This is a genomic window from Nibrella saemangeumensis (assembly GCF_039541915.1).
Lineage (GTDB): Bacteria > Bacteroidota > Bacteroidia > Cytophagales > Spirosomataceae > Nibrella > Nibrella saemangeumensis.
Genome location: NZ_BAABHD010000074.1, coordinates 24876 through 50014, shown reverse-complemented (window position 1 = coordinate 50014; position 25139 = coordinate 24876). Strand labels below are relative to the sequence as shown.

Here is a 25139-nt window from a genome sequence, read left to right as displayed (position 1 = left end):
AATCAGCCGGTACGGGACACCTACTCGGCCGGTAGGTACACCGTGAAGACTGAGCCCTGGTCCGGCTGGCTGCGGACGCTGATGTGCCCGCCATGATTGTCGACTACTTTTTTGCAGATCGCCAGGCCCATGCCGGTACCTTCGTACTGGCTGCGGCCGTGCAGCCGCTGGAAAAGCCGGAAGATACGGTCCTCGTACTTCTGGTCGAAACCAATGCCATTGTCAGCAACCGAAATGGCGACGTAGGCCGGATGCCCGGTGAGCAGCACATCAGCGGGGAGCTGGTCGGCCGGCAGTTTATTCACTGTAATATGGATGACCGGTGGCTGGTCGGGTTTGGCAAATTTAAGGGCGTTGGACAGCAGGTTCTGAAAAAGCTGGCGTAACTGCATTGGATCACCGTTGATACGGGGCAGTGGTTCTGAATCAATCGTAGCTTCCTTCTCCTGCACAATGGTTTCCAAATCGCTTAATACCCCAGCAATCACTACGTTCAGGTCGATAGGCTCAAACGCCTGCTGATGCGTAGTCAGCCGGGAGTAGGTGAGTAGGTCTTTGACCAGGGCCTGCATACGGCCGGTCGCTCCCTGCATCCGCGTGATCAGGTCGGTTCCGGTACTACCCAGGTCTGGGGCAAACTGATCTTTCAGAATATCACCAAACGACTGAATTTTGCGGAGAGGCTCCTGCAGGTCGTGGGAAGCCACATAAGCAAACTGACTCAATTCAGCATTGCTGCGGTTCAATTCACTAACGGTCGACTCCAGTTCGCGCTGCGATTGTTCCAGCCTCTGTTTGGCCAAAGCCAGCTCTTCGTTCTCCCGGAGGGTCTGGCCCACAATCTTCTGGGCGTGGATATTGACCACAAAGCCTGTCCAGGCGGCTATTTTATCCGGTTCGCTCTTAATCGGCTGCATCGAGAACAGATGCCAGAGGTACTCCTGCGTGGCAGCGTTTTTCAGTCGGCATTCCTGATCAAAGGGTTTCCCGGCGGCCGCCTGTTGATTCCATAAGGTCCAGAATCGGTCAAAATCATCCGGGTGAATGACCTTCGCCCATTTCGTCTGGTTTAGGGCCTGGATAGACTGCCCCGTAAAATCAGTAACCCAGGCGTTGGCGTAAATAAACTGGCCGGCCAGATTAGCGGTAAAGATCATCAGCGGGAGGGCGTCTGTTACCCGCTTATAATGGTGTTCGCTATCTTGCAGACGTACGGCTAACTCCTGTAACTGCTCGTTTTTGCGTTTTATCTCGTCATAAGCCGATAGCGGCTGGTCACTGCTGAACTGAGACCGCCAACTGTCAATCAGCCCGGCATTGATTTTACGGGAACCCGGCAGGCAATAGTGTAAAGTAATCCGGCTGCCCTGATCTGTATTGGTTACCTCCAGTCGCTCTACCAGCCGCTGGGCGTACAACAGGCTTTGGTTGGTGGGATTGTCGACCGATAGATTCGAGTCTTCGATGACTGCTACCAGGTATTGATTTTTGCGGGAAGCTCCGGAGGGGCGCCATTCGGTGGCGTACAGCAACAGGACCGGTGCGGTTCCCTGTTCGATCACATAACGGGCTACCTCCGATACCGCCGTGGCAAACGTAGTTTGCGCTGCCAGGGATAAGCCTGCCAGTTCCCCCAGTTTCATAGTCCGTTTGTGGGCCAGAATCAGGTCCATTTCGTTGCCCAGTGATACGCTAACTAACTCCTCCATAATCTCTCTGCATACGGCCGATAAACAAAGATGAATCATCTGTTTGGCGGGCGTAGTCTTTATATAAGGCGGCAGCCAGAATGGTCAAATCGTACCGGAGAATAAACGGGTACTTTAAATGATCCCAGCGGGATTGCAGCCCATCGGAACACATCACCAGAAGTTGTCCCCGTTCAAGGGGTAATACATGATCGTTCATCGTATGGGGAAGGTTCATCCCGATAATTCCGTTATACGGCAGAAAATTTTTGGTAATCATGGGACCGCTAAGCCGGGTAGAAATGTTGCCGACTCCGCACCAGGTCCACTGCCGCGTTTGAGTATCATAGACAACAACGGAGCCTACCAATCCGCGGGTTTTGTTTACCGAACGGTGGATATGCCGGATAATATCAATCGGGCGATGATCCGGACACAGCCGAAATGCCTTGATGGCGGCCTGGACGGCCGCGTTAGCCTCGGGTCCATGTCCCAAACCGTCGCCCAGAAACAATTTAATGTGACCAGGCATCAGTTTAACAGAGCAGCCATCGCCACACAGGGTTTCGCCCGGCTTGGGGACTAGCAGTGACCGAAACTCAAAGCCAGGAGGGGTATTAGCTACCGGGTTTCTGAATATCCTGACCAGCAGAATAGTCCCCCAGCCTTTGAGCGAATACAGTTGCGCCTGATCGGCCAGGCGCTTAATCGAGCCCAGTCCGTGGCCTAATGTACCGGTGGTAGAGACCCCATCCTCCATCATCTTCGCCGGATCAGTCATGCCGGGGCCGTTGTCGATACTGATGAGCTCAAGACCCGAATTGTCGTTTGTCCGGAAATGCCGGACCAGTACGTCTCCTCCTCCGGCGTGTTTGATCAGATTGGAAGCCATTTCGGCAACAATCAGATCTATTTCGCTGAGCCGGTGGGGCTGAAAGCCCACCTGACCTGCTATTTGACTAATTCCTTTTTTGAGAAGAGCCAGATAACTCCGATCGGTTGCCTGAAATCGTACATGCGGGGAGTTATCCATTTTTCCATTTGATAATAGTTACAGTGGTGCCTTGCCCAACCGTACTTTTGATGTCAAATTCGCTGGCGAGCCGTTTGGCACCGGGCAAACCCAAACCCAGACTCTTACCGGTGGAGTACCCGTCCTGCATCGCCAGATTAATGTCGGCAATACCCGGACCTTTGTCGGAGAACGTTAGCCGGACACCCGTTTCGCGCCCTGTACTCACAACTTCGATCCGGACTTCGCCACCGCCGGCGTAGCGAAGCATATTCCGTACGAGTTCGCTGGCAGCCGTAATGAGTTTTGTCTGGTTGACTACCCCCATCCCGATCTTTAAGGCTACTTCTTTTACGCGGTTTCGAAAGGGGACTACATCCTGTTCTCTCGTAATGGGCACGCTGTCTTTACTCAGTGTCGTCAGCATCGTCATCCGCCATTTCATCATCAGCATCAGGGCCAAGCTTAGTCTGCAGGAGGGCCATACCTCGTTCTACGTTGAGGGCGGTATGGACTCCGTTCAAGGATAAGCCCAGCTCAATAAGCGTAATGGCGACCGCCGGCTGCATACCTACTACTACGGTTTCGGCATCAAGCACGCGGGTCATACTGGCAATATTGCCCAGAATGCGGCCCATAAATGAATCGACGATGGATACTGCCGAAATATCGATCAGCACACCACGGGACCCTGTTTTATGAACCATATTGATTAGGTCGGTTTCCAGGCTCAAAGCCAGCCGGTCATACAAATCAACCTGAATGGTTACCAGCAGAAAAGGCCCCATTCGCAGGATGGGTATTTTATCCATATGCAGGCTGATTTAAAGGGCCTTTTTTTCGATTTCCTGCCGCTTCACAACCAGTTTATGCATACTGAAGGCTTGCTTGAGCGCACTGGCCAGCGAGGCTTTAGTGGTGATATTGGATAAATCGATACCCAGGTGAACGATGGTCTGAGCGATCTCGGGCCGGATGCCGCTGATGATGCAATCGGCACCCATCAGCCGGGTGGCACTCACGGTCTTCATCAGGTGCTGGGCCACCAGGGAGTCAACAGCCGGCACCCCTGATATATCCAGGATGGCAATGCTGCTGCCGGTGTCAACGATCTTCTGGAGGAGGTTTTCCATCACCACCTGCGTCCGGGAACTGTCGAGGGTACCAATAATAGGCAACGCCAGAATGCCTTCCCACACCTGAATAACCGGCGTAGAAATGTCGCTGATTTCTTCGGTCTGCCGGAGTATAAGCTCTTCACGACCTTTAATAAAAGTCTCGAACGTAGTGATGCCGAAATTATCCAGCAGCCGGTTGACCTTTACGCTTTCGTCAAATAACAGCCTGGGGTCGGCTGCCATTTCCCGCTGGAGCAGTTCCAGAATAGCCTCTTTCAGACTAAAGATGTATTGCCCGGTTTCGCGGGGAGAAAACCCTTGCCGGGCACGGGAAATAGAAATACCGGATAATATCTCAAATACCTCGTCAAAATCCGTTGACTCCGCATTACTGATATTTTCGTCTGTCAGTGTCCTGGATAAGCCATCGATGAGATCTTCGGACTGCGCACGCAATTCGTCATTCGTCATCAGATCGTCTCGAAGACTGTCACTATTGAGTTGTTTTTGTATCCAGATGTCGAGAAGGTCCTTCTTGTTACTACGGATTAATCCGGTGACGCTATTGGCCATGTCTATTGAATTTAAGCAGGCTAAAAGTAGCTCACAAAAACATATTTATAAATTGAAATTATTCAATGGACCGGCCAACGGGTAATTGCCTACTGTGAGCCGCCCTTGCCTTTAACGTCAACTACATATAGAATGGCAAGCGAACCCGTCGCAATCAGGAAGAAAAGGAGGGCTCCTCCCGGTATGCTGGTAATAGTCGGAGCCTGTTGGGGCAGCTGCTGTTTATTCGAAAAGGTCAGGTGCTGAACGATCAGGAGGCTTAGGGCAAAGAGCACCATAAGACTAAAACGGAGCGTCTCATTTTTGATTTTCATAAACGCTTTCTCTTTAAATGTCGTGGTGTGGCTGGTGATTGGCACAAAGAAAACATTTATGTATGAAAAAAGTATAGCCAATTTAGTGAAAGGTTTGGGCTGAGTTACCGGATGGTGCGGACTTTGGCAGGGAAATTGTAAACAGATAGTGTGCAGAGGCTGCTTAACGGCTTTCTCCGATAAGCGATCTGATCCGGAGGTCCGGCAAGTGCTGACAGGAAGTGGAAAACGATGCCGGAAATGCCCTGGGTAGGGCACCTCTGATTTACTCAACAAATACACAACGTTATGAAAGCTGAAATCTTGTATAAACTGTGTGTGGGGACATTGGTACTCGTTTTTGTAGCCATGCTTCTCAACTGTTTTATGGTAAAGGATTATGGTATGGGCACGCTGGTGTGCTTTGGTTTCCTAGTGGGCTATCGGCTTTTTGATAAGAAGACCGTGTTGCATGAGGAGCAACAGATTGTGGAAGAATTGAAACAGCGTGACACATCCAAACGACATTAATGGGATGCACTAACAACAAAACAGCCCGGCAGACTAGTCTGCCGGGCTGTTTTTATACCCATTGGGCGCTACAGATAATCGACCAGCCGCCGACCATCGAGGGCGTTCTGAAATTCTTTGCGCAGTACCGCCCGCCGGCGTCGGGGGTGCGTTGAGACATAAAGTGCCCGCATCTTCAGCAGAAAGCCTGCCAGGAGATAGACGAAAAAGAGTGCCCCCAGAATCAGCAGCGACTGGGTGTTGGTGATGTTGCGGTGAAACATAAAGAACAGCACAATGTTGAACAGCGAGGTACTGCACAGAAGCGCTGTAGCACCGGCATGCGACAGGCCGTTGTCCAGCAGAATATGGTGCATGTGGTTACGGTCGGCCGAGAACGGTGAACGCCCGGCCAGGATGCGCACCATAAATACCCGCAACGTATCGAAAATGGGGATGATCAGAATTACAATGGCAATAATGGGTGCGTCGAAGAATGAGGTTGGATCGAAGCGGTACGACGAGTTGAGGTTTACAAAGCGAACCGCAAAGAATGCCAGCATAAAGCCGATAATCAGCGAACCCGTATTGCCCATGAATATCTTGCTGGTCTTGGAGAAGTTGAACCGGAGAAAGCCGATAAGGGCTCCCGCCAGCGTAAAGGCCAGACAGGCCATGGCAAAATGATTGGTTACCAGAAACCAGACGCCAAATGTGCCACTGGCAATGGTGGCCACTCCCCCCGCCAGCCCGTCGATACCGTCGATTAGGTTGATGGCGTTGGTCAGGGCGATAAAAATAAAACAGGTAAGCGCTACGCTGATCACCTCCTCAATATGATTGAAGCCCATAATGCCGTACAGGTAATCGACGCGCAGATCGCCAAAGAAAATCAAAATGAGCGCCGGCAGTACCTGAAAGAAAATCTTTTTGTTGGGGTCAATGCCAACCAGGTCATCTTTGATGCCGATAAAGAACAGAATTGTCATACCGACAATCGACAGGTTGGTCCGGTATATATCCGTCTGGTCGATACTTGGCCAGAGAAAATAGCTGATGAGCACGGCCGCAAAAATGGCAATGCCACCAAACGTCGGCGTCGGCGTTTTATGCGCCCGGCGCTCGCCCGGTTTTTCCATCAGGGCCTTTAATTCCGAAATTTTAATCACCACCGGAATCGATACCACCGATACAAAACAAGCCACCAGAAAAGACAGCATACACTGGTACAGACCCAGCATAAACAGCTCGTCGTTAAGCTTATTCTGAATAAAGGCGAGTAGTAGATCAAGATTCATACGATTGGTTGCTTATACGGTATAGGTATTGCCGGTACAGCAAGCAGACAGGCTGCAAAAAATTGCATTTTTTCTGTATTTATCAAGTAACCGGCCCTAAGTTATGGTTGTTTTTACCTTACGGTATGCTTAACTGCCACTGGGACCTTTGCTTATAAACTGTCCAATCTTGCGTAAGGGTTTCAGCCATAGTGTAAATATATACGGTTTTAATCCGTTCAGTTCCCAGGCAAGCTGGTCTTCACGGTTCGCCTTTAACCGGTTTTTCAGCGAACTGTTGCTCATGCCACCTTCCCGCATCACTACCAGAACCTCATGCAGATAACTAACACTGATTCTGTGTTTATGGATGAAGCGGAGCATCAGTTCATAGTCGGCTGCGCTACGGAGCTGAAGATTAAACAGTCCATACTGATCATAAATACGTTTGCGGGCAAAGAAAGCCATATGGCCGGGCATCCAGCCCCACAGGAAAGCTCCGTCGCGGTACGGCCCGGAATTCCAGTACCGCTTTACCTGCTGAATATTATCGCGGTTAACGTAGAGCATATCGCCGTATACGGCATCGCTGCCGGTTTGCCGGAACCGCTCTGCCACATGGGCAATGATGTCGTTGTGCGGGTAAAAGTCGTCGGCGTTCAATAAGCCGATTATATCGCCCGTTGCCATCCGGATACCTTTGTTCATGGCATCATACAAACCCTTGTCGGGTTCAGACACGAACCGGGCGAGCCGGTGTTCATACGACCGGATAATGTCGACGGTACCGTCGGTCGACTGCCCGTCGATCACAATGTATTCAATATCCGGGTACGACTGATTCAGAATAGATTCAATGGTGCTGCGGATGGTGGCAGCGCCGTTGTAAACGACTGTTATGAGGGAAACTTTCACGCGATAATGGCTCTTTTTCTGACAAATAGCGCCGGATTGCCCTGGTATATGCCGTAGGCTTCCAGCGGTCGGGTTGCTACGGAGCCAACGGCCAGTACGGCATGGGAGTGGCAGGTAACCCCCGGACACACCACCGACCGGGCACCAATCCAGACACCGTCTTCCAGCACAATGGGTTTGGTCGTCAGGTCGAAGGCCGGGCTGCGGTAATCATGATTGCCTGTGAGTAGCATAGCCCCCTGGGAAATGCAGACATGACTGCCGATCGTAACCGGCGACAGGTTGTCGATCCAGACGTTCTCGCCGATCCAGACATGATCGCCTAGCTGCAGAAACCAGGGATATTTGATGTTCACGGCTGGTTTAATAACGGCCCCGGTACCAATACGAGCGCCAAACAGCCGCAGAATTGCCACCTTAACGGCTACGGGTATAGGTAAATAGGAATTCAGAAAAACGGCGTTGGTCAGGAACCAGAGCACAATTTTCCATTTTGGCCCCGGCTGGTACCAGTCGTTATTGAACCGGGACAGGTCCGTTCTGGTGCTGGTCGTCGGGGAGAAGGTCTTTTCCATATTCGTCTTTAAAGAACTTAACGATAGCGGCTTTGTCGCGGCCGGCCCGCAGGTATACCTCCAGCAGCTTGGCATCGACCAGAAAACGGTACCACAGACCCTGTAGAAAATGCCAGACGAAGCCTTTGCTGCCATCCAGAAAACCGAGCCGGATCAGGTAGCGATACACAAAATACAGCACCGGCCGGGTAAACAGCGGCAGACTGGCATACCGTACCTTGAGGTATCGTTTCCGCTGCTCCTGGGTGCCAAAGAGTTTTGGGTCTACCCGAATGGTTTCGTCAAAGTTATACCGAATATTCAGCAAATCGATGACTTCCCGAATGGCGTACAGATTGTGTTTCTGGGTCCACCAGGTCAGGTTATTGAGGTTATGGTCGACAATATCGTGGGCGAACTGGATGGGTTGCCCGGCGGTGAGCTTAATATGCTCGTCCATCCAGGTCTGTTCGCACAGGCCCTGGCCGCGACGCCACAACCGCAGCAGCCAGATGGGGTAGTAGCCACCGTACCGGATCCATTTCTCCATAAACACCACCCGTCGCTTGACATAAACGCCACTGACGCCGGCCGGTAACGTGGTCAGGCGCTGGCGGATTTCGTCGGCCAGTTCGGGGGTTACGTATTCGTCGGCATCCATACGCATCAGCCACTGCGTCTGGTAAGGTGTGTGCTCAATGCCGAAGTTAAATTGGGTAGCGTAGGTGATCCAGGGATTTTGCACCACCTCGGCCCCCAGACTGCGGGCTATCTCTACGGTTCGGTCGGTCGAGTACGAATCCACGATAAATACCTTGTCCGTAAACCGGTGAAGGCTTCGGAGGCAGCGGGCGATGTGTTTCTCTTCGTTATGCGTCAGAATGATAACAGATACATCGGTCATCGGCGGAGAATTTTGTCATACTCATCCAGCAGCCGTCCGGCAACGACTTCTATATCATATTGTTCGCGAACCAGGTTCAACGCATTCTGCCGGACTTGTTCCCGGTACGCATCGTTGTGCAGAAGTTCTTTTAACCCGGCATATACACTATCGGTATTTAACTCGACCAGACAGGCTGCTTTCCGTTGGCGAATCACCTCACCAAACCCCACGCGGTCAGACAAGAGTGCGGGCAGGCCGGCTGCCATCGTTTCCAGCACGGCCATCGAGAAGCCTTCTGAATAGGACGGAAGCACAAAAATGTTGGCATCCGCTAAAGCCGCTTTCTTGGTATCGCCGGTAATCATACCAACCCGGATTATCCTGTCCTGAAGACCATGGTCTGCAATATAGGCATTGGTGGCTGCCTGATAACCATCATCCGGGCCGGCCAGTACCAGTACCGCATCGGTATAGTCCCGGGTGTACCGATGAAAGGCAGGCAGAAGCAGGTCCAGCCCTTTTTTACGGTTCAGGCGACTCATAAAGAGCACCATCTTTTTATCGGCCGGTATGCCGTACTGCTGCCGGAAGGAACCCTTTGGCGGTAGCACCGCGAAATCCTGCAACGGAATACCGTTTGGAATGATAACGGTGTTTGGGTGGCGATGGCCCAGGTACCGTAGCAAGTCCTGTTCTTCATCGGTATTGTTGATCTGAACCAGATCGGCCCGTTCGACAAGTCGTTTCTGGAGGACGAACGACATAAGTTGTTTCTTCCAGTAGCCGACGCGGTAGGTCCAGCGGTCGAGCAGGCCGTGAATGGTAATGACTTTCGGAACGGTTCTGTCAATCAGGAAGGGAGCAACACTGCCAAAGTGCCAGATGCCGTGACAATGGATAATGTCGTACTCGTGAATGTGCTGCTTAAGGTACCGGTACAACTCAACCGAGAATTCTTTAAAGTAGTTGCTCACCGGTGGGTTTCGCAGGCAGGGGATAACGCGGGCCCCTTCCGGTACAGGGTAAATTTCGTCGCCCGGAGACATCGGACTTAAAATATCAACCTGATGGCCCCTGGCAATGGCTACCTTAGTATGATCGTAAATAATTTTGGGCGGACCGCCTATTGACCAGGTGTAAGCACAAATGTTGAGTATCCGCATAGGGGAGCAGGACGTATCGCTGGTGCAGAGCAGCGCATAAAGCCAGATGTTGAGTGTATATTATTGAAAAATTGCCGCAAGTAACTATGAACCGTTGAGTTTCACAAATCCCTGAAGCATTTCCCGGGCAACGGCTTCGGGAGCATAGGGTTCGATGAGTTGACGGGCAGCCTGACCCATTTGCGCCCGGTTTACGTCATTGTTCATGAACATTGTCATGTAGTTTGCCAGTTCTTCGGGCTTATAGGGATTAATTACAAAGCCATTACGGCCATGCTGAACCAGATCAATAGCGCAGCCACAACGCTCTGAGACAATAACAGGCATGCCGCATACCATAGCTTCGTTGACAACGAGCCCCCAGGTTTCAGACCAGCTCGGCAATACCAGCACATCGGCTAGTGACAGCGATTCCGGCACACGGTACCACGGCTGGCCGGGCAGAAACCGGACCAGATGCTGCAGGCCCAGTGCCTGAATGCGTTGGCTGAGCTTTTCCTGAAGCGGGCCCTCCCCAAATAGAATCAGACCCCACCTGGACAACGCTGAGTCTGTAGTCGCCTGAACCTGCTGATTGGCCAGGGCAAAGGCTTCAATAAGAGTTTCCAGATTTTTTACGTCGATCAGACGCCCAACAAAAATGAAGTTGTTGGCGGGGAGCCCCAACTGTTGCTGGCGCTGGGTTCGGGACGGCAGCGATTCCTGGTATGTTTTCAACAAAACGTGATTGTCGACCGCATTTTTCCGCAGCAGTATTTTGTTGGGGGGGACCCCGAGTTGTATCAGGTAATCTGCCGATCGGCTGCCAAAACAAAAGAAGCCATCGCTAAGCCTGGTAATGCGCCGTTTTACCCATTCTTTCCAGCCACCTCGCTGGTGATCGGCAGCGGTGCTCTCATTTTGTATAACAACCCGGATATTCTGCCATCTGGCATAAAATAGCAGGAGAATCTGCGCCGGATCATAGTAGCCTGTGAGATAAATAACATCCGGCTTAAACTGTCTGGTCTGGGCCAGTAAGCCCCGGAACCGGTCCCTCACACTCAGATCTTCGATGAATTGGTCGTACAGCAATGTGTAGGGATATGTATAGACGGGTGCATTTGGGTCTGCCGCTGCTTCAAAACTGGCCCGCGACCTTTCGTTGCGGGCAATTTGTACAACTTTGATCGATATATCTGGTGACGACTGGGTTTGTTTAAAGAGCTCCTGAAAAATTAAAGATTTATAGTGCGCCCAGAGAATATTATGAACTACCAAAACTTTCATGAGCCTGAAGATGTGACAATTTATGTCAGGATGCTAATCCGTTGGACGCCACAACCCCATTTGGCTGCTCAACAGCCGTAAGGGGTGGATGATTCATTAAACGAGCGGGCAACAGATGGTCTATTCCCAGAAAACGGATCATCAGGCACAACGGGTGCCAGAACGACGTATCATACGGCCGCCCGTTGGTAAATAATTGGACAAAAATAAGGAGATAAAAATAAGCCAGAAACGTTGCCAATGGATTTGGATTACTCTTGATTGTCCGGAAGGCATGATACAGGATTATGCAATTCATTCCGGCAAATAAAAAGAAACCTAGAATTCCATGATTAATTAAAGCCTCCACGACTGGTATATCCAGATAAAGGAATTTGTAGCCTGCTCCTAGTATCAGCAGGTGCATATGGCCAATCAGAACGTTATTTAAGAATGTGGCACTAACGGCCCGGTTACCGGCGGAGGCATCAAACTCAGCCTTATAGCTCCCTACTTTTAAGCCTAACAGGGCGTACATGTTTTCCAGATTACGCTCAACGAAGGCGATGATGTAACTGTACAATAACCCGTATATTTCGTAGTATCGACGAAAGAAGAAGATAATACCGATAAAGACAATACCCATTGTAATGATCGGTAGCGGCCTGAATAAACCACGGACTGCCGACTTGATCTGAGCTGGCCTGGCATGAAAAAATATGAAAGCCAGAACAACCAGAACGAGTGCCACAATGCTGGACCGCGTCTGGGTCATAACCAGAATCGCCATGCTGAAAACACCGGCGAACAAAGCCATAATCCTGCCGATGAAATTGGTTTGCGGCCTGAACACCCAGACACTACAGGCAATTACACACATCAGGGCATTACGGGCAAATACGTGCGGGTTTCCCGAGCGTTCATCATCTGTTCCGTACGTAATGGCCGCCCGCTGTCCCAACGCCCAGGTGGGGTCGGTAATCATCGCATAAACCAGCGCCAGGTTAGAGATGAGGGTAAAGGCAATAATGACTGGGATACATACCTCAATGATGTCATTGGGTATATTGATAAGCAGGAACAGGAAAATGAAAATATACAGAAAGTAAAGGAGGTCTTTTGTATAGTCGCTGAATAAAGGATCTCCTCTGAATACAAACATGTAAAAAATGCATAGTAAAATGAAGGCTATCCCCATCCACATTACCGTAAAATTGGGTTTATAGAGCCTTCTAAACAGCGTGAATGGAATCATCAGCGCAAAGCCTAATGCTAAAACCAATGCTGTAAAGGCCGTACTGCCGGGGGCTAAGCGTAACGTTTCCTTGAAAAAGAAAATGAGAGGGTACCCATCTATAACGATGCAGATGCCTAAGACCATCCGCATCCAATCCAGTCTTTGTAAGAGCCGCATCATTCTGTTAACTGTCAGTAGGCTTCCGGGCCATTTTTCCGGAAAGTTGTAGCCTGTGTTTTATATAGCCAAACTCGCCCTGTAGGATAAACTTTACTATTTTTCTTAATCTGCAGTAGCGTCGCCAGAAGGACTCGCCTAACCCGCTTTTCAGTTGCTGGCGGTACTTTTCCTTAACCTGTTGGTGTTCCTGTTGTCCGGTCTCGGCTATGTTCGATGATTTAGCCTCGGGCTGAACACGAAAACCACCCCAAAGGCCGGGAACGTGCTGAAAACGAACGTCAGACTGAACACCTAAACGGGTAATAATTTCATAGTCAAGCACAAAACGTAACCTTTCGTCGAGCAGACCATACCGGGTCAGGACATCCCGTTTCAGAAAAAGCGATTGATTAAAGACCTGCATACCCTCGTACAGCTGACAGGCTGCACAAAACGGAAGCGAGCGCATTTCCTCAATGATAACGTCCTGCTCGTCAATAAAATATAAATTTCCGTAGAAAACGTCCGTGTCCGGAGCTTTCTGCCAGGCTTCGGCTATCCGTAAAAAGGTATCAGGGGCATACACGTCGTCGGAGTTCTGAAATGCCACCAGATCGCCCGTGGCCCGCTGGAACCCTTTGTTAATGGCGTCGGTCTGGCCCCGGTCTTTCTCGCTGACCCAGCCGGCCAGGTAGGGTTCGTATTTCCTGATAATATCAAGGCTACCGTCTGTCGACCCCCCATCGATGATAAAATATTCCAGAGCCGGGTATTGCTGGTTCAAGACACTCAAAATCGTACGCTCCAGGTAACCGGCCTGGTTATAGGAGGGAGTTACTACCGTAATTTTAGGGATAGAGCCCTTGATTATCCGGGTATGGGTTGTCGTGAACCGGGGCTCGTTTACAAACTTACGGAATAGATCGGTGGGGCCGATTTGCATGTCAGACAAGTTCTTTATAGACCTGATACGTTTGCTGCGCGGTTTTCTCGCAGGAAAAAAGCCGGATTCGCTCAGCGCCCTTCCAACGCAGATCATTGCGCAGGGAATCGTCTGTGATGATGCGTTCGACTACATCGGCCATTGAAGCATCATCGTCAGGATCGAAATAGACGGCTGCGTCGCCACCAACCTCGGGCAGTGAACTGCGGTTGCTCAGAACGGCCGGACACCCGCAGCTAAAGGCTTCCAGGACGGGTATGCCGAATCCTTCGTTCAACGACGGGAATACAAACGCCAGCGCATGCTGGTATAAGCCATACAGAGCCGAGTCGGTAACGGGCCGGTAGTGTACCCGGTGACCCAAACGAGCAGCATGAAACAGATCCTGTTCGGCGCGGGTGAAAGCTCCTCCACCGGCACAAACCAGATGAATGTCTGAATGCCGGTGCAGAACCGGCTGAATGGCCCGAAAAAAATCAGGAAAGTTTTTGTACAGCGGGCGCTTGCCTACATACAGCAAATACGGGAACTCAAAAGGGGCCGTTACCTGCTTGGGCCGGTAATGAGCAAAGGATGTACCCAAATGTATAACCTTAATCTTATCCGGATCAATGTTATAAAATGTCAGCAACTCCTGTTTCGAATATTCTGAAACAGAGATGATGCGGTCAGCCTTTTTAATCAGGACTTTTTTGACCTCGTTCAGGTTTTCACCAAGCTCCGGATATTGATGTCCATAGCGCTCACTGGTTGCATCATGAAACGTCAGTACAAAGGGCTTTCCGTTAATATAATTCAGAAAATACTTGTGGTAATACGTCGGATGAAAAATATCAAACTTCGCTTTCTGTAACCGCTGAACACTGTGGATGCGGTTGAGCATAGATGCCAGCCGGTTGACGTTCTGCAAATGGGCTAGCGGGCGGAACCGGAAATGACGGCTGAACGATTCCTGATCCAGGTATTCGTTATTGGAAAAGCGAAGCGATAGTTCAAACTCGATATCGTCTCGTTTGGCAAATGACCGCAGCAGTTCGAAAAAGTACCGGCTGACCCCCCCATAAGACGCTCCCGTAAATGACTGATGGTCATACAATACCTTCATACCAGCGGAGTCACGTTAGGATTTTTTTTAGAAAATTGCCCGCAAATAAATAGATTTATATTATAAAACCCAAGCAGTTGAGCAAGAACTGAGTAACGGCTACCGCTTTATGGCTGGTAAAGGTACAGAATCAATAAATAAATTTACTTTTTGTATAGACTGAACCAGGTGGCGTCGCCAGCCGCGTACTATCACTGGCTCAGGTTGCAGACCGTAGGCGGGCGGTATCCGGTAAAGGTCGCTGTACAACTGGCCCTGCCTGTACTGCCGATATTGTTGAAGCAATGGCTGTACATCCGGCCGATTCGCCAGCCGGAAGCGGTTCTGGTACGGGAATAGTCCTTCATCAGGATCATCCAAGCCTTTAAAATTGGCGAACAACAACCGGCTTTGGCCGTTTACGCGCCAACCCTGTGGCTCCTGGGTCAGCCATCGCTCGTGGAAATTCCAGACGGCTACATGCCAGGCAGGGTCTTTTACCACGCCTACTCCTTCAAAAAACGTGAGCGCATGCATTAGCCAGATCTGGTCCAGGCAAAGCCCCGCGCAATAGTCAATCGCTGCACGCGTGGTTACCCGATCCTGCCACCAGGTCAGCAGCCGGTCCGTTTCCGCAGAACGCCGGAACGCCAGGAAGTCGGTGCTGTACAGGCCGGTGTTCTGAAAGTACTTTTCGTCGGGAAAGAAATTATCGGTCAGCGGTTGGGTAATATGGGGCGTTATGAGCAGGGTATGGGTAGTCAGTTTCTCGAAAACAGTATCCAATGATTGATAGATACGAATAGATGGATCGGCGTACAGGACCTGATTTACGGCCGGATACCGCTCGAAAGCAGTCCTGATAAAAGCGGGTTTACAGGCGGCTGCAAATTCGGCAGGTGTATACTGCGCCGACAGGGCCGGTAATTGATCGCCCAGGCAGTCGGCCGCTGTAATGACCGGAAAGGGAATCGTATGAGCAGGTGGTAATTGTGAGCCATCGTCTGCCAGGCCAATAACAACGGGGAGGTCCGGGTGATACTGAGCAAAATTAGCGCCTAAGGCCAGGGCCTGGGGTAATTGTCGTAGGGTACAGGTCGTTAGTAACACTCAATCAGAAAATTTATTCCAGCAAATCACCCAGAGCCGCCAGGTAGGGGGCATACCAATTAGCGGATGCATCGGTATACCGGTGGTAATTACCCTGCCAGACATTTTGCATAACCGGCGAGATACGTTTTAACCGGTTGGCCGGCAGGCTGCTACGCATCTGATAATGGGCCAGCCGGCGCTGTATCTGCGGCATACCCGGCGCGTTGGCCGGTACACGTTCAGCAAGGCTTTGGAAAATAAACTGTAAGGCCAGGTGTTTCTCCTGGAGTGGCTCCAGTTTAATAGTACGGTCCCGACTGAACCGGTGCCACAGCGAAACCGGTTTACCGCCGGTGTTTTCCTGGCTTACGCCTACCTGTTGCCTGACATGGATGCGGTACAGTTGCATCGGCTTATCAACAAAGTCGATAACCCCATAGGCGGCCGCAACCATAGCGAGCCAGCCATCATAAATGTATCCTGGAATGTGTACCGGAATCGGCAGAAGTCTGGGCAAAAACTGCCGCCGGATAACCGAGGCACACCCCATCATACGGTTACCGTCGAGGAGTACGTCCAGGGCTTCGCCGGCTTTCCAACGGCGTTGGGTGGTGGTATCAAACCGTACCTGATCCCAGAAGAGCAAATCCATCGGGTTGAGGTTCTCGTCGGCTACCCAGGCATTGTTAAACGCCAACTGAATAGCCGGCCGTTGATTCATAAAGGTAACCATGGTCTGCACTTTTTCCGGTAACCAGAAATCATCCTGATCGCAGATGAAAATCAGATCACCGGTGCAGAGTGACAGCGCCTTTTCAAAATTTTTGTTGAAGCCTAATTGGCTGCGGTTCGTGATGATACGTACCTCAAAGGGGGCATTGGCCGACAACCGGTGTAGCAAATCTACAGTCTGGTCAGACGATCCGTCGTCGCAGATAACGACCTCATCCGGCAACCGCTGCTGCTCCAGCAGGCTCTGCCACTGTGCCTGCAGATAGTTTTCACCGTTGTAGGTACATAACGCAATGGATACCTTTGACTTTTCCTGATCAGTCTGATTCATAGTTTAAATTTCGTACCCGTACCGGGCAAAAATCGGACGCCAGAAATCCGTGCCGTGAATATCCCAGGCATGACAGCCAAAGGGCAGATGGCCTTTATTGTAAATCGTTACGGCCCGGTCCGGGTAAAATTCTATCGCAAATTGCATCGCTTTCCTAAAGTCCGGTATTTTCAGCAACGGGAAATACCGGTTTACCTCAATGCCCCAGAACACGTCTTCGTTGTATTGGTGGGCGTGAATGCGCTCGTAATTTTCAATCTTACGCCGAAACAGTTTGAGCCATCGAAGCAGGGCCGGAACCCGGCGGAGCGAGAAACCACCGTTGCCGACGCTGTTCAGGCTGATGATCTCGCGGGGGGTAATCCCGTCCTCTTTTTTTAGATCCAAAAGCGTAGCAATTTTCTTTTTGATGCCAAACACTGCTTCGTCCGACCAGCTTGTAAAGTCCCGGTCCCGCAGCCACGGGGCACCAATGTAGTCGTATCCCTGCCGACACCAGCCAAGCAGGTCATCCCGGAAGACAAACGCGTCGAGCTGATGGATCAGGATGTACTCAAAGTCCAAAAAGCCCTGGTAAAAGACTTCGGCCAGCATCAGCCGGTTATAGGCCTGGACATCGGTGAAGTAACTATCTGCAAAGCTGCGGGCCTGTAAAGTTGGGTATTTTTTGACAAGTTCGTCAATAAGGAGTGATTCGGGCTTGACAATAATAACCGGATGATGTCCCAACACCCGCATACACTGCGTCAGCGCAATCTCTTCGTAGCGGGTAAAGCTGGATTTATAGATTGGGATTACAACACAAACGCTCGGTTGGTCAACTACTGTCATACCTGGTTTACTTGACTCAGCCGGTACTCAACAGCCTCCTGCACCCATTCGTATGGCAGGTCGGCGCAGGGATGACCGTGGTAATTAAGAATGGTCGCCCCCTCTCCACGCTTGTAGCGTCCGGAATACGGCATATATTCTACAAAGTCGAACAGTTGACCCAATAAAATAATACCGTCGGTGCCAGCTGCATTGGCCAGGTGGGCCGGACCACTGTCGATGCCCATAAACAACTGGCTGCGCCGAATCACTTCGGCTGTTTCGAGGAGTTGTAACCGGCCGCACAAATTATGAAAGCGCGGATGCTCTATGTGAACAACGGGGTTAAGGCCTACCTCAACCACCGAATAAGGATAGGCTTCAAGAATCCACCGAACCAGCCGCGTCCAGTTGGCTGCCGACCAGTCGCGTGGTCCGTAGGTAGACTGACAGTGGATCACAACTGTGAGCGGAGGAAGTTTCAGGCTATCTACCCGGCGGCTTACGGCCTCCGGAATGTACAGCCTGGGTTCATCCTCAATGGGTGGTAGCCCGGCCGCCTGCGAAAAAACATACAGGAGGTTGCCTTTGTGATAATAATTGACATAAGTAATGTCCAGATTGTCGGCGATCGGATTTGTAGGATCCTCGAAACAGTACTTACATTTCCGGTGGGAGAGGTGAAGGTTATAAAATTTATCCAGTATGCCGGAGCGAAGAAGCCTCTCCCGCTCACCCGGACATTTTTCGATCAGATACCCGTCCAGATCCGGGTGGTGAGCCACCAATTCGACATAAGCCTTGCGAACAAACCAGATGATGTATGCATCAGGGTGGTGCTGGCGTACCTCTCGCGCAATAGGCTCACAGGCTACAATATCGCCAAACTGTTCGGACAATATAATACCAATCAGCTGCCGGTCGCCGAGGCTGGCTTTCAGGCGCCGTAACTGGAAGTATTTGACAGAGAAGGAAATAAACTTCCCCGCAATATGGGTGTATTTATGGTAGCGGTGAGTCCAAAGAGCAACAAAGCGTGACCATGACATCATAACTTTCCTGATTCTAACACAGCAATTAATTGGCTAAGCGGTGCCTTTAACCATTTACGCACCCGCTTATAACGTACAATTCTGGGTGGTTTTATGTATACGCACGGGTATTGCCGATAGATTTCATTCTGGTTCGCCAGCAGACGCTCCCGGTACAAACGAAACAGAGAAACTACATCAGGCCGCTCAGCAAACGTATACCTGGTTTGATATTTGGATATTTCTGTTGGTTTATCTGGGTTATAACCGCTGTAGTGGAAAAAGAACAAGGTTTCCGTTCCATTTATTAGCCAATGGCCCCTATTCCCTGACTGCTCAATCGGGCTACCCGTAAAGTGGCGCTCATGCAGGTTCCAGTACGCCACATTATAACCCGGATGTTTTTCAATCCAGACGCTATCCTGGTAAACCGGTGCAAAATTGACCCAGTGCTGATCAACAAACAGGCCCGCACAGAGATCAATCCGGCACTCATACACCAGCCGCTGCGCCCACCAGGCCACAAACTGACGGGCATCTGCCGTATTCCGGAGCCCAATAAACCCCAGGTTGAAAATGCCTGTGTTCAGGTGGTGCAGATCGTTCGGTCGCTCCCAGTCGTCGACCGGTGAACAGGCATGCGGGGTAAGCACCAGACTATATCGATCCAGGTGATCAGTCAGCCGGTTCATCGGCTGAAACACGATAATATCCGGGTCGAAGTAAATAATTTTATCGGCTTTTGGATACTTATCGTAAAAATAATTAATAAAAAATGGTTTAACGGCCGTGTTGAGTTCCGTAATATCGTAACGATCACACATACCTGCAAAATCGGGTATACCAATTTTGTCCACCTCAAGCATCGGGTACGGCGGATACAGGGCTTCAGGTAAACCGGCCGCGTCCAGCTTATCGACTAACCCAATAATAAAGGTCCAATCCGGATTTGTTTCCCGCAGCGAGTCGCCCAGGGTGCGGGCCTGAGCCAGGTAATTGACGGAACAAATGGTAAACGCCAGCGTCATCAGTAGTACTTCTGGAGTAAATAATGCAGATACTGCTCCGGACGAAGGTCGTGCTGCCTGTCTGCCAGAATGGCGGCACAATCTGACGTATCAATGGCGAATGGACTACCCTTCGCTATCAGCCGGTAATTTCCCTGCCGACGGGTATGGGTCTCTACCGCCCGGACGATCTGCAACGGACTGACACTATAGGGGTTGGCTACGTTCAGAATACGATTCCAGCGGTCTTTTTGCTCCATAAAATACGTAACCACCCGATACATATCGTCTATATCAATCAGGTTACGGGTAGCCCCCTGCCAAATGTCGAACGGTTCTCCGCTGGTCACACGGTTCAGAAAATAATTCAGGATCGTATGCGGGTTGCCGGCTCCACCAACAACGTTGGAGGCTCTTATGATCAGGTAGTGTTTTGTATGGGTTGCAATAAACTCTTCGACGGCTAGTTTATGCTGTACATACGGGGCATTTTCCTCGGTAGGATCGGCCACGCTACAGGTACTGAAATAAACAAACAGCCGGTCGCCGGCCTGCGCCACCCACTCCTGCATCAGATTCCATTCGCGCAGGAATGGCTCCGGACGGGTTTCTTTGGAGTTGGATACCCCGGACGCAAAAATAAGAACGTCATCCCGTTCGGCATACTCCTGAAAGTGCCGGGCGATCATGCCATTACCGACGACCATGGTGGTGAGACAATTCATGCAACATTGAGTCAAGGATAGTTAACAAATTGGGCACCAGCGTTTCTGTATCGTGCGCCATAGCCCGTTCGTAAAAGATGGCTCCCAGGCGGGATCGTTCGGCCAGGTTGTCTGCCAGGTGCCGGATTACCTCCGCCATGGCCGATACATCGGAGTAGGGAACCAGGCAGCCTGTATCCTGACCGACATAATCCGGGCTGCCGCCCGATTGCTGAAAGCACAGAACCGGGATGCGATTCAGTCCGGCTTCCAGAATTACGAGTGGGTATGGATCCTCGCGTGATGTCAGGGTAAAGATGTCGAAACAGGCAACGTAGTCCAGGTAATTGGCACCGGGTTCAATGAGGTGTACGCGGGTTTGGAGCCCCATTCGTTCCAGGTCATACATCAAGTTAATATAGCCTTCGCTGGCTTTAGGAACGCCTACCCAGATAAAATAAGTGTCGGGGTGGGTCTTAATCACCTGCTGGGCCAGCAGTACGAAAAGATCGACTCCTTTACGCCACTCGGCATTGCCGCAGCCACCCACCACCACGGCATCGGCGGGAATGCCCAGGCGGGTTCGTACCGCTGCCTGATCAACATGTTGCAGTTTATTGCGTAAGACCTGAGTCTGGATGAATGAGTTCAAAACTGTTGCTTTCCGGGCGGGCAATCCGTGGGTACTGATCAGATTGCTGCGTACGGCTTCCGACCCGCAGAGAAACAACGATGCATTATCGAGTTGGTACCGCAGTGCATCTGGATGGGTGTAGATCCGAATTGACGTTTCCAGTTCGTGGACATACGCAACAAACGGGATATTCAGCGGCTGAAGCAGGCGCAGCAACTCGCCATTGGCGATGGTGTTCGAGAAGATCAGGTCAAACTGCCGGGCTTTCAATGCCGGCAGCAGTTCTTCCAGAACTTTCTTTTTCGTGTCCTGCCCGTTCGTGTTTCCCAGCCCAACCTTCCTCAGGGCCCGGCTTAGCAAACCCGGTTGGCTGTTCTGTTCCGCCGGATCAAATCCCGCATAGACGGTAGTCACCTGCTCGTATTCCGGCCATAACGGTCCTCCGCTGCCGAGCAGCAATGCCGTCTCGATACCCGCCTGACGCAGATAAGTCAGCAGGTGGAGCAGCAGGTACTGCGCTCCAGCACGGTTGGCGTCGTGGCCGATAAAGAGGATTCGTTTACTCAATGGGTCAAGATTTTGGTTTAAGCCGGCTGGCTCAAACGCTTAATAGGCTTCGTGGCTTGGCTGAGGGAGCTTTTTGGCCGGATTGCCAATGTATACCCCCCACTCTTCGGTGTTTTTATAGATTGCGGCTGCCATACCAACCAGCGTCCCGGTCGCAATATGCGTGTAGTCGCGGATGGTGCTGTTGACGCCAAAGAAACAATACGATTCTACTACGCAATGGCCTGATAGCACCACGTGCGAGGTAAAAAACACATGGTCTTTGATCTGTCCGTGGTGACCGATATGGTTACCGCTCCAGAGCACGACATTGTTGCCAATGGTTGTAAAAGGCTGGATTGTGTTATCTTCCAGGATAAAACAGTTTTCACCAATGGTGTTGCCAAACAGCGTAGCTTTCGAGCTGATGTAAGAAATAAACTCGTAGCCTTTGGCTTTAGCCTGCAGATACACGCTCTCCCGGTTTTTATTCATCTTCCGGCCGGTCATGGGTGCAAAGAACTTGAAGTCCTGTGGCGGATACAGCGTCTCTACCTCTTCAAACGGTACTACCGGCAGGCCCTTAAACTGGTTTTGTTCGAGGTACTCCCGGTTAACCGTAAAGGCTGCTACCTCGTGATCCGAGTCGTTAGTCAGGTAAAAATGGGCCAGCTCGGCCGTGTCCAGGACCCCAAAAATGACAACTTTAGCCATAGGTTCGTTTCAGATCACAACAGTTCGTATTTATCTAACATGGTCCGGATCGTCGCCGGCTCATTAAACATCAGAATATCCAGAATGGACAGCCAGGGCACAAACTCGTTCCGGAATTGTGGATACGTCACCGGTTGCGACCGGATAAAGCTAAGCTGTATGTCTGCTCCGGCAAAATCTTCTTTTCGGTAAAGCTCCAGGCCGCCGATTGGGTTAATGTAATGCGTCGCATTTTCCTGGCGGCAAATAGCCAGGATTCGCTCCTGTGCCTTCAATTCGGTATTGGCGTATATCGTTGATGAAGGCACCAGTTCCGTCTCAATACCCAGGTAAGGGTTCAGGATGGTGAAGCTATGCCGAATATAACCGGCTATATTTTCCGCCCTAAAATTGATCATTTTTGCGGTCAACGGAAAAACCGTTTCATAAAAAGGTGCTTTCCGGTAAGCTTGTTCAATCGTTTTTAGCAACTTATCCTGCCACTTTGGATCGTCGGCCAGGGCAATGTCGCAAATCCGTTTGTTCTGACTGGCTTCTTTCAGCGGGATGGTAAACAGATGTTCTTTGCCGTTGAGCAGCATTCGGTTACGGTTCACCCAGCCCCGGTTAATGAATGCTACGTCGTCGTACAATACGAATTTATCGACCAGATTCATCAACTGAAAATACCCGATATAGGGCAGAAAATAAGGCTGCATGATAGCTAACTTCATAGCGATTTTAGTGGGCAGTTTGCAGTGGGCAGTAGGCAGAACATTGACAATAGGTCGCTTTTGATCTGCCCACTACTCACGGCAACCGCCTGCTCATTTCAGTTTCCTTAGATAATAGTCCTCAGCCGGTACAATCATTTTGTCACGCTGGGTGGTGTCGGTGCCGAGCCGGATGTCGCCCGGTTGCGGAGTGATTACGCTCTTGGCAAAAAACAGGTAATCGGCTTCTTTCGGAATAGGCTGAACCCCTTTTTCAAAGGGGTTAATGGTAATTAGTCGCCGGGACAGGCCTTTACCGTAGAGCGGATACTCATAGTCGTCATTAATGGTTCCCAGCGCGACGGTAGCGTTTGGGGGCACAATAGAGTCGAAACGGCTGTAGGGCACATAGATGTCCGGGCGTCCGACTGTCATCTGGCGAATTCGGTTGGCCGTAAAGGCCGATTCGTAGCCGTTCCAGCTGAATGGTAGCGCCCGGATGTTGAAAAACACGCAGAGTAGCGCCGAAAGGCAACCCAGAACGGTAACCAGCCCGACGTAAGCCTTACCGCTAGGTCGGCCGGGTTTGTCAACAGAAACCCGGGGACTCAGGAACAGCAGCGCCAGAAACGTTACCCCAAACAGGCCCGTTTCGATGAAATAACGGCCTTTGAACGGATCGTACGGAGCTGAGTAGGAGAGAGCCGCAAAATGCAGAAGTGCCGCAATACCCAGGTACACATGAGGTACCGACCTGACAATTCCTGTCAGAGTCAATAGTAACAGGGGGATAATCAGGCCAAAGCCGAAAACACCCCAGTATGGATTTGCATTATAAAAAACAAACTGGCGGTTAAAGACGAAGGGCCTAATCGAGAAGTCGGTCTCTTCGTCGAGCCGCATCCGCAGTTTATCTTCGAGCCATACCGCTGGCTTGCGCATTTGCACGTTCAGGTCAACACCCTCGGGCAGGTTACGAATACCGTCGAGGTTAAAGTGATCGTAGGCGTAGCGGACTACATTGCGGCTGCCCTGCTCCAGCAGGTTGCCCAGCGAACCGGCACGCTCCACCGACTGATGCTTTAATGCCGTAGGGGGCCCAATCGGGTGGCCAAAGACTTCAATGTTTTTCAGGTAGCCCGTCGGAAAAGTCCATATGCACATGCCCACGATAATCGCCAGCGCCAACCGGCGAACCCGTCCGAAAAACTGGCCGAAGTTCTGAGCCAGAAAGACGGTATAGATCATAACGACAAATACCGACGGCAAGAGCAGTGTGAATGTTATCTTATGCCCGTAAGCAATCCCGAACGTCATGCCAGCCAGGTAGAGATAACGGCTGTTGCGGGTGTGGCGGTAGGTAAAGAGCATATACAGCAGCACACTCAGGTAAGCTGTCAGAACAATATCGGTTTCGGTCGTGATAGCCTGCATTAAAAAATTGGGCAGCAGGCCATAAGCCAGAGCGCAGAAGGAACTGGCACTGAGGTTATTCCCGATACGCTGGATAATCCCAAACACAGCCACCATGCCAACCCAGTAGGACAGGTGGTGAATCAGCCGAAAAGCGCTCTCGAAGCGGCCGGTGATCAGAAACGAATAAATCTGGAGAGTACATACACTCTTCGGGTAGGTATCCATGTTCCAGTTGGTGCCACCGAAATGCCGCATACTGCCTCGCTGGATGTACTGCATCACCCGGTTGAGGTGCCCCGTCATACTATCCCACTCGTTCGGCACCGTAAACAGCGACAGCAGCAGATTAGTAAAGGCAATAATCGCCAGCGTCAGGAACATGGTCGTAAAAATCCCTTTTAGGTACGGACTGAGCGACCCATACCACCGGCTGAAAAGTTGCCGGCGTTCCCGCAGCAATTGTCTGACTGAAAAAGGAGAATGATCCGGTACCAGCCTGCGTATCAGCCAGCCGATAACCGAAGCCGTTATAAAAACGCCAACGGCCCAGGCCGGTGTTGTAGCCGTCAGGTACAGCGCAGACAGGATGAAGCCGGTCAGGATGACACTCCCGGTAAACAGCAGGAATGAGGTAAGCAGCCAATCGGTCAGGGAGGGCCGGCTGATGCGGGCCGCCAGCCAGCCTACATAGCCGACAAAAAGAATAAAAGACAGCAAATAGAGAGCCGTCATAGCCAAATCAGGTCAGGTAGCAAAGGTGGATAGTTTCG

26 protein-coding genes are annotated in these 25139 nt (G+C 51.1%); 1 reads left to right on the top strand and 25 read right to left on the bottom strand.

All coding sequences use genetic code 11. The annotated features are described in order from the left end of the window. Nucleotides 1-20 precede the first annotated feature (20 nt). From ABD949_RS20945 to ABD949_RS20920, 6 genes are all read right to left on the bottom strand, one after another. Nucleotides 21-1709 (bottom strand): ATP-binding protein, encoded by a 1689-nt coding sequence (locus ABD949_RS20945; RefSeq protein ID WP_345246660.1) that lies wholly within the window; start codon nt 1707-1709, stop codon nt 21-23. Continuing rightward, nucleotides 1693-2721: an ATP-binding protein gene (locus tag ABD949_RS20940; RefSeq protein WP_345246658.1), complete on the bottom strand. Its 1029-nt coding sequence runs from the start codon at nt 2719-2721 to the stop codon at nt 1693-1695. The genes ABD949_RS20945 and ABD949_RS20940 overlap by 17 nt, the downstream gene beginning before the upstream one ends. Beyond that, a complete protein-coding gene (locus ABD949_RS20935; protein WP_345246656.1) occupies nt 2714-3127 on the bottom strand; it encodes an anti-sigma regulatory factor in 414 nt (137 codons plus the stop codon). Before ABD949_RS20935 ends, ABD949_RS20940 begins: the two co-directional genes overlap by 8 nt. After that, nucleotides 3108-3512, bottom strand: coding sequence for an STAS domain-containing protein (locus ABD949_RS20930; RefSeq protein ID WP_345246654.1), 405 nt, complete (start codon nt 3510-3512; stop codon nt 3108-3110). Before ABD949_RS20930 ends, ABD949_RS20935 begins: the two co-directional genes overlap by 20 nt. Before the next feature lie 12 nt (nt 3513-3524). Next, nucleotides 3525-4391 carry an STAS domain-containing protein gene (locus ABD949_RS20925; protein ID WP_345246652.1) on the bottom strand — a complete coding sequence of 289 codons (867 nt, stop codon included), beginning with the start codon at nt 4389-4391 and terminating at the stop codon, nt 3525-3527. An 89-nt stretch (nt 4392-4480) separates the two neighbouring features. Then, entirely contained in the window at nt 4481-4705 is a 225-nt protein-coding gene (locus ABD949_RS20920; RefSeq protein ID WP_345246650.1) for a hypothetical protein, read from the bottom strand. A 288-nt stretch (nt 4706-4993) separates the two neighbouring features. Here ABD949_RS20920 and ABD949_RS20915 point away from each other — a divergent pair, with 288 nt between their 5' ends. Then, nucleotides 4994-5215 carry a hypothetical protein gene (locus ABD949_RS20915; protein ID WP_345246648.1) on the top strand — a complete coding sequence of 74 codons (222 nt, stop codon included), beginning with the start codon at nt 4994-4996 and terminating at the stop codon, nt 5213-5215. Between the two features lie 68 nt (nt 5216-5283). Here ABD949_RS20915 and ABD949_RS20910 read toward each other — a convergent pair whose 3' ends face one another. The 19 genes from ABD949_RS20910 to ABD949_RS20820 form a co-directional block, all read right to left on the bottom strand. Next, on the bottom strand, nt 5284-6492 hold the full coding sequence (locus ABD949_RS20910) for an MraY family glycosyltransferase (protein ID WP_345246646.1): 1209 nt from the start codon (nt 6490-6492) through the stop codon (nt 5284-5286). A 129-nt stretch (nt 6493-6621) separates the two neighbouring features. After that, entirely contained in the window at nt 6622-7386 is a 765-nt protein-coding gene (locus ABD949_RS20905) for a glycosyltransferase family 2 protein (RefSeq protein ID WP_345246644.1), read from the bottom strand. Continuing rightward, the gene (locus ABD949_RS20900) at nt 7383-7961 is read right to left on the bottom strand and encodes a WcaF family extracellular polysaccharide biosynthesis acetyltransferase (RefSeq protein WP_345246642.1); all 579 of its coding nucleotides are present in this window, start codon (nt 7959-7961) and stop codon (nt 7383-7385) included. The genes ABD949_RS20905 and ABD949_RS20900 overlap by 4 nt, the downstream gene beginning before the upstream one ends. Then, complete coding sequence (locus ABD949_RS20895; protein WP_345246640.1) at nt 7903-8844, bottom strand: glycosyltransferase family 2 protein; 942 nt, start codon at nt 8842-8844, stop codon at nt 7903-7905. The genes ABD949_RS20900 and ABD949_RS20895 overlap by 59 nt, the downstream gene beginning before the upstream one ends. After that, nucleotides 8841-9989 (bottom strand): glycosyltransferase, encoded by a 1149-nt coding sequence (locus ABD949_RS20890; RefSeq protein WP_345246638.1) that lies wholly within the window; start codon nt 9987-9989, stop codon nt 8841-8843. Before ABD949_RS20890 ends, ABD949_RS20895 begins: the two co-directional genes overlap by 4 nt. An 84-nt stretch (nt 9990-10073) precedes the next feature. Continuing rightward, complete coding sequence (locus ABD949_RS20885) at nt 10074-11258, bottom strand: glycosyltransferase family 4 protein (RefSeq protein ID WP_345246636.1); 1185 nt, start codon at nt 11256-11258, stop codon at nt 10074-10076. Nucleotides 11259-11283: 25 nt separating this feature from the next. Next, nucleotides 11284-12399: a hypothetical protein gene (locus tag ABD949_RS20880; protein WP_345246634.1), complete on the bottom strand. Its 1116-nt coding sequence runs from the start codon at nt 12397-12399 to the stop codon at nt 11284-11286. Between the two features lie 259 nt (nt 12400-12658). Beyond that, nucleotides 12659-13576, bottom strand: a complete 918-nt coding sequence (locus ABD949_RS20875; protein ID WP_345246632.1) for a glycosyltransferase family 2 protein — start codon at nt 13574-13576, stop codon at nt 12659-12661. 1 nt (nt 13577) lies between these two features. Next, nucleotides 13578-14681, bottom strand: a complete 1104-nt coding sequence (locus ABD949_RS20870) for a glycosyltransferase family 4 protein (protein WP_345246630.1) — start codon at nt 14679-14681, stop codon at nt 13578-13580. Nucleotides 14682-14780: 99 nt separating this feature from the next. Further along, complete coding sequence (locus tag ABD949_RS20865) at nt 14781-15770, bottom strand: hypothetical protein (protein WP_345246628.1); 990 nt, start codon at nt 15768-15770, stop codon at nt 14781-14783. A 13-nt stretch (nt 15771-15783) separates the two neighbouring features. Continuing rightward, nucleotides 15784-16815 carry a glycosyltransferase family 2 protein gene (locus tag ABD949_RS20860; RefSeq protein WP_345246626.1) on the bottom strand — a complete coding sequence of 344 codons (1032 nt, stop codon included), beginning with the start codon at nt 16813-16815 and terminating at the stop codon, nt 15784-15786. A gap of 3 nt (nt 16816-16818) precedes the next feature. Continuing rightward, nucleotides 16819-17646 carry a DUF5672 family protein gene (locus ABD949_RS20855; protein ID WP_345246624.1) on the bottom strand — a complete coding sequence of 276 codons (828 nt, stop codon included), beginning with the start codon at nt 17644-17646 and terminating at the stop codon, nt 16819-16821. Beyond that, nucleotides 17643-18677, bottom strand: a complete 1035-nt coding sequence (locus ABD949_RS20850; protein WP_345246622.1) for a glycosyltransferase family 9 protein — start codon at nt 18675-18677, stop codon at nt 17643-17645. The genes ABD949_RS20855 and ABD949_RS20850 overlap by 4 nt, the downstream gene beginning before the upstream one ends. Next, nucleotides 18674-19684, bottom strand: coding sequence for a glycosyltransferase family protein (locus ABD949_RS20845; protein WP_345246620.1), 1011 nt, complete (start codon nt 19682-19684; stop codon nt 18674-18676). Before ABD949_RS20845 ends, ABD949_RS20850 begins: the two co-directional genes overlap by 4 nt. After that, nucleotides 19684-20388: an NAD-dependent epimerase/dehydratase family protein gene (locus tag ABD949_RS20840; protein WP_345246618.1), complete on the bottom strand. Its 705-nt coding sequence runs from the start codon at nt 20386-20388 to the stop codon at nt 19684-19686. The genes ABD949_RS20845 and ABD949_RS20840 overlap by 1 nt, the downstream gene beginning before the upstream one ends. Continuing rightward, nucleotides 20357-21568 (bottom strand): glycosyltransferase family 4 protein, encoded by a 1212-nt coding sequence (locus ABD949_RS20835; protein ID WP_345246616.1) that lies wholly within the window; start codon nt 21566-21568, stop codon nt 20357-20359. Before ABD949_RS20835 ends, ABD949_RS20840 begins: the two co-directional genes overlap by 32 nt. 39 nt (nt 21569-21607) lie before the next feature. Then, complete coding sequence (locus ABD949_RS20830) at nt 21608-22261, bottom strand: acetyltransferase (protein WP_345246614.1); 654 nt, start codon at nt 22259-22261, stop codon at nt 21608-21610. A gap of 14 nt (nt 22262-22275) precedes the next feature. Beyond that, on the bottom strand, nt 22276-22974 hold the full coding sequence (locus tag ABD949_RS20825) for a WbqC family protein (RefSeq protein WP_345246610.1): 699 nt from the start codon (nt 22972-22974) through the stop codon (nt 22276-22278). Nucleotides 22975-23067: 93 nt separating this feature from the next. Next, a complete protein-coding gene (locus ABD949_RS20820; protein WP_345246608.1) occupies nt 23068-25101 on the bottom strand; it encodes an ArnT family glycosyltransferase in 2034 nt (677 codons plus the stop codon). Nucleotides 25102-25139 lie beyond the last annotated feature (38 nt).